At 55.5% G+C, this 5,344-nt stretch carries 2 rRNA genes; both read left to right on the top strand.

Annotated features, from left to right (window positions below):
- Positions 1 to 149 precede the first annotated feature (149 nt).
- Positions 150 to 1,671, top strand: a 16S ribosomal RNA gene (locus DEJ21_RS17880).
- A gap of 431 nt (positions 1,672 to 2,102) precedes the next feature.
- Positions 2,103 to 5,230: ribosomal RNA gene (locus tag DEJ21_RS17875) — 23S ribosomal RNA — on the top strand.
- Together the 16S and 23S rRNA genes form the textbook arrangement of a ribosomal RNA operon.
- Positions 5,231 to 5,344 lie beyond the last annotated feature (114 nt).

Here is a 5,344-nt window from a genome sequence, read left to right as displayed (position 1 = left end):
GTCAATGCCAATTTATTGATTGACCTCGTGCCTGGTCGGCTTGCTGACCGGGTCATGAAGCAATTCCTTTTGGATTGAAGATTGTCAGTAGACAGTCAACAGTCAGAATCAACTCGGTCTGATGCCTTCGGGTGTTGGGTCTGTATTTTTTTACGGAGAGTTTGATCCTGGCTCAGGACGAACGCTGGCGGCGTGCTTAACACATGCAAGTCGAACGATGATGCCCAGCTTGCTGGGTGGATTAGTGGCGAACGGGTGAGTAACACGTGAGTAACCTGCCCCTGACTCTGGGATAAGCGTTGGAAACGACGTCTAATACTGGATATGATCACTGGCCGCATGGTCTGGTGGTGGAAAGATTTTTTGGTTGGGGATGGACTCGCGGCCTATCAGCTTGTTGGTGAGGTAATGGCTCACCAAGGCGACGACGGGTAGCCGGCCTGAGAGGGTGACCGGCCACACTGGGACTGAGACACGGCCCAGACTCCTACGGGAGGCAGCAGTGGGGAATATTGCACAATGGGCGAAAGCCTGATGCAGCAACGCCGCGTGAGGGATGACGGCCTTCGGGTTGTAAACCTCTTTTAGTAGGGAAGAAGCGAAAGTGACGGTACCTGCAGAAAAAGCACCGGCTAACTACGTGCCAGCAGCCGCGGTAATACGTAGGGTGCAAGCGTTGTCCGGAATTATTGGGCGTAAAGAGCTCGTAGGCGGTTTGTCGCGTCTGCTGTGAAATCCCGAGGCTCAACCTCGGGCTTGCAGTGGGTACGGGCAGACTAGAGTGCGGTAGGGGAGATTGGAATTCCTGGTGTAGCGGTGGAATGCGCAGATATCAGGAGGAACACCGATGGCGAAGGCAGATCTCTGGGCCGTAACTGACGCTGAGGAGCGAAAGCATGGGGAGCGAACAGGATTAGATACCCTGGTAGTCCATGCCGTAAACGTTGGGCGCTAGATGTAGGGACCTTTCCACGGTTTCTGTGTCGTAGCTAACGCATTAAGCGCCCCGCCTGGGGAGTACGGCCGCAAGGCTAAAACTCAAAGGAATTGACGGGGGCCCGCACAAGCGGCGGAGCATGCGGATTAATTCGATGCAACGCGAAGAACCTTACCAAGGCTTGACATACACCGGAAACGGCCAGAGATGGTCGCCCCCTTGTGGTCGGTGTACAGGTGGTGCATGGTTGTCGTCAGCTCGTGTCGTGAGATGTTGGGTTAAGTCCCGCAACGAGCGCAACCCTCGTTCTATGTTGCCAGCGGGTTATGCCGGGGACTCATAGGAGACTGCCGGGGTCAACTCGGAGGAAGGTGGGGATGACGTCAAATCATCATGCCCCTTATGTCTTGGGCTTCACGCATGCTACAATGGCCGGTACAAAGGGCTGCGATACCGTAAGGTGGAGCGAATCCCAAAAAGCCGGTCTCAGTTCGGATTGAGGTCTGCAACTCGACCTCATGAAGTCGGAGTCGCTAGTAATCGCAGATCAGCAACGCTGCGGTGAATACGTTCCCGGGCCTTGTACACACCGCCCGTCAAGTCATGAAAGTCGGTAACACCCGAAGCCGGTGGCCTAACCCTTGTGGAAGGAGCCGTCGAAGGTGGGATCGGTGATTAGGACTAAGTCGTAACAAGGTAGCCGTACCGGAAGGTGCGGCTGGATCACCTCCTTTCTAAGGAGCATCTGGTCAGTGCTGGTCGCCCATCATGGGTGGTTGGTTGCTGGTCCAGGCGCCTGTTTCGGACCGAACGTGTCCGACGGGTAGCTCATGGGTGGAACATTGACAGTGCAGTTGGGAGTGATGCTTCCGACCTCAGTACGCTCTGCTTGCAGGGTTGGGACGGGTCGTGGGTGGAGCTGCTGGCTGGTGCACGTTGTTGGGTCCTGAGGGACCAGGCTTCCTACTGTCACGTGAGTGGTGGTGGGGGTTGGGCCTACGGGTCCTTCGTCGGGCCAGGGTGAACCTACCGTTGTGGTGGGGGAGTGCTGGTGCCGATCGTATGTTGAGAACTACACAGTGGACGCGAGCATCTTTGATTCGCGTCATCCATGGCCGGCCTTCGGGTTGGTGTGGTGACGTTGGATCGCAATTTTAATCTTTGTGGTCAAGTTTCTAAGAGCAAACGGTGGATGCCTTGGCATCTGGAGCCGATGAAGGACGTAGAAATCTGCGATAAGCCTCGGGGAGCTGATAATCGAGCCTCGATCCGAGGATTTCCGAATGGGGAAACCCCGCCAGGCGCTTTGCGACCTGGTGACTCCCGCCTGAATATATAGGGCGGGTAGAGGGAACGTGGGGAAGTGAAACATCTCAGTACCCACAGGAAGAGAAAACAACATGTGATTCCGTGAGTAGTGGCGAGCGAAAGCGGATGAGGCTAAACCGATCATGTGTGATAGCCGGCGGGCGTTGCATGGTCGGGGTTGTGGGACACGTCACTCAGTTCTGCCGGACTGGGACGGTTACAGCGCATCATAGTCGAACCGGTTTGAAAGCCGGGCCGTAGTGGGTGCCAGCCCCGTAGACGAAATGGTGTTATGGCCGGATGTGTATCCCAAGTAGCACGGGGCCCGAGAAATCCCGTGTGAATCTGTCAGGACCACCTGATAAGCCTAAATACTCCCAGATGACCGATAGCGGACAAGTACCGTGAGGGAAAGGTGAAAAGTACCCCGGGAGGGGAGTGAAATAGTACCTGAAACCGTTTGCTTACAAACCGTCGGAGCCTCCTTAGTAGGGGTGACGGCGTGCCTTTTGAAGAATGAGCCTGCGAGTTAGTGATATGTGGCGAGGTTAACCCGTGAGGGGCAGCCGTAGCGAAAGCGAGTCTGAATAGGGCGTTTGAGTCGCATGTTCTAGACCCGAAGCGAAGTGATCTATCCATGGCCAGGTTGAAGCGACGGTAAGACGTCGTGGAGGACCGAACCCACTTCAGTTGAAAATGGAGGGGATGAGCTGTGGATAGGGGTGAAAGGCCAATCAAACTTCGTGATAGCTGGTTCTCTCCGAAATGCATTTAGGTGCAGCGTTGCGTGTTTCTCGCCGGAGGTAGAGCTACTGGATGGCCGATGGGCCTCAACAGGTTACTGACGTCAGCCAAACTCCGAATGCCGGTGAGTGAGAGCGCAGCAGTGAGACGGTGGGGGATAAGCTTCATCGTCGAGAGGGAAACAACCCAGACTACCAACTAAGGTCCCTAAGCGTGTGCTAAGTGGGAAAGGATGTGGAGTTGCACAGACAACCAGGAGGTTGGCTTAGAAGCAGCCACCCTTGAAAGAGTGCGTAATAGCTCACTGGTCAAGTGATTCCGCGCCGACAATGTAACGGGGCTCAAGCACACCACCGAAGTTGTAGATTTCGCACTATAGACAAGCCTTCGTGGTTCAGTCGTGCGGAGTGGTAGGAGAGCGTCGTGTGGCGAGTGAAGCGGCGGAGTGATCCAGCCGTGGACGCTACACGAGTGAGAATGCAGGCATGAGTAGCGAAAGACGGGTGAGAAACCCGTCCTCCGAAAGACCAAGGGTTCCAGGGCCAGGTTAATCCGCCCTGGGTAAGTCGGGACCTAAGGCGAGGCCGACAGGCGTAGTCGATGGACAACGGGTTGATATTCCCGTACCGGCGAACAACCGCCCAAGCTAATCCAGTGGTGCTAAGAGTCCTAACCCGGTACAACCGGATCCCTTCGGGGTGATGGTGGCCGGTCTAACGCTCGACCCCATGCTGGTGCGGTTAGCGTATGAACAGGTGTGACGCAGGAAGGTAGCTGAGCCAGGCGATGGTATCCGTAAGGTGAACCTGGTGTAAGGATGTAGGGCTGACGATAGGCAAATCCGTCGTCTGTACGCCTGAGATCCGACGCGTACCCGTAAGGGGAAATCAGTGATCCTATGCTGCCGAGAAAAGCATCGACGCGAGGTTGCAGCCGCCCGTACCCGAAACCGACTCAGGTGGTCAGGTAGAGAATACCAAGGAGATCGAGAGAATCGTGGTTAAGGAACTCGGCAAAATGCCCCCGTAACTTCGGGAGAAGGGGGGCCGGACACGTGACTGGATTTACTCCGTGAGCGTTGAAGGCCGCAGAGACCAGTGGGAAGCGACTGTTTACTAAAAACACAGGTCCGTGCGAAGTCGCAAGACGATGTATACGGACTGACGCCTGCCCGGTGCTGGAAGGTTAAGAGGAAGGGTTAGCCTTTGGGCGAAGCTCTGAATTTAAGCCCCAGTAAACGGCGGTGGTAACTATAACCATCCTAAGGTAGCGAAATTCCTTGTCGGGTAAGTTCCGACCTGCACGAATGGCGTAACGACTTCCCAGCTGTCTCAACCGCGAACTCGGCGAAATTGCACTACGAGTAAAGATGCTCGTTACGCGCAGCAGGACGGAAAGACCCCGTGACCTTTACTACAGTTTGGTATTGGTGTTCGGAGTGGCTTGTGTAGGATAGGTGGGAGACTGTGAAGCGGGCACGCTAGTGTTCGTGGAGTCATTGTTGAAATACCACTCTGGTCACTTTGGATGTCTAACGTAGGACCCTGATCGGGTTCATGGACAGTGCCTGATGGGTAGTTTAACTGGGGCGGTTGCCTCCCAAAGAGTAACGGAGGCGCCCAAAGGTTCCCTCAACCTGGTTGGCAATCAGGTGGCGAGTGTAAGTGCACAAGGGAGCTTGACTGTGAGACTGACAGGTCGAGCAGGGACGAAAGTCGGGACTAGTGATCCGGCAGTGGCTTGTGGAAGCGCTGTCGCTCAACGGATAAAAGGTACCTCGGGGATAACAGGCTGATCTTGCCCAAGAGTCCATATCGACGGCATGGTTTGGCACCTCGATGTCGGCTCGTCGCATCCTGGGGCTGGAGTAGGTCCCAAGGGTTGGGCTGTTCGCCCATTAAAGCGGTACGCGAGCTGGGTTTAGAACGTCGTGAGACAGTTCGGTCCCTATCCGCTGCGCGCGTTGGAAATTTGAGAAGATCTATCCCTAGTACGAGAGGACCGGGATGGACGAACCTCTGGTGTGTCAGTTGTTCTGCCAAGGGCACCGCTGATTAGCTACGTTCGGACCGGATAACCGCTGAAAGCATCTAAGCGGGAAGCCGTCTTCGAGATGAGATTTCCATGCACCTTGAGTGTGAGAGGCTCCCAGCAGACTACTGGGTTGATAGGCCGGATGTGGAAGCGGGGACTAACGACCCGTGGAGCTGACCGGTACTAATAAGCCGAAGACTTGATAACACACTGATTTCCGTGCACTTGTTGCACGGGCTCGCGTCCACTTTGTGGTTCCCGACAGACGATCGGGAATCGAAACTGAATACACCGCTCTGCCCTCTTCACCGAGAGCAGCAG

This window comes from Curtobacterium sp. MCSS17_006 (genome assembly GCF_003234215.1).
In the GTDB taxonomy this organism is placed as follows: domain Bacteria; phylum Actinomycetota; class Actinomycetes; order Actinomycetales; family Microbacteriaceae; genus Curtobacterium; species Curtobacterium flaccumfaciens.
This window is presented reverse-complemented; position numbering and strand designations above follow the sequence as displayed.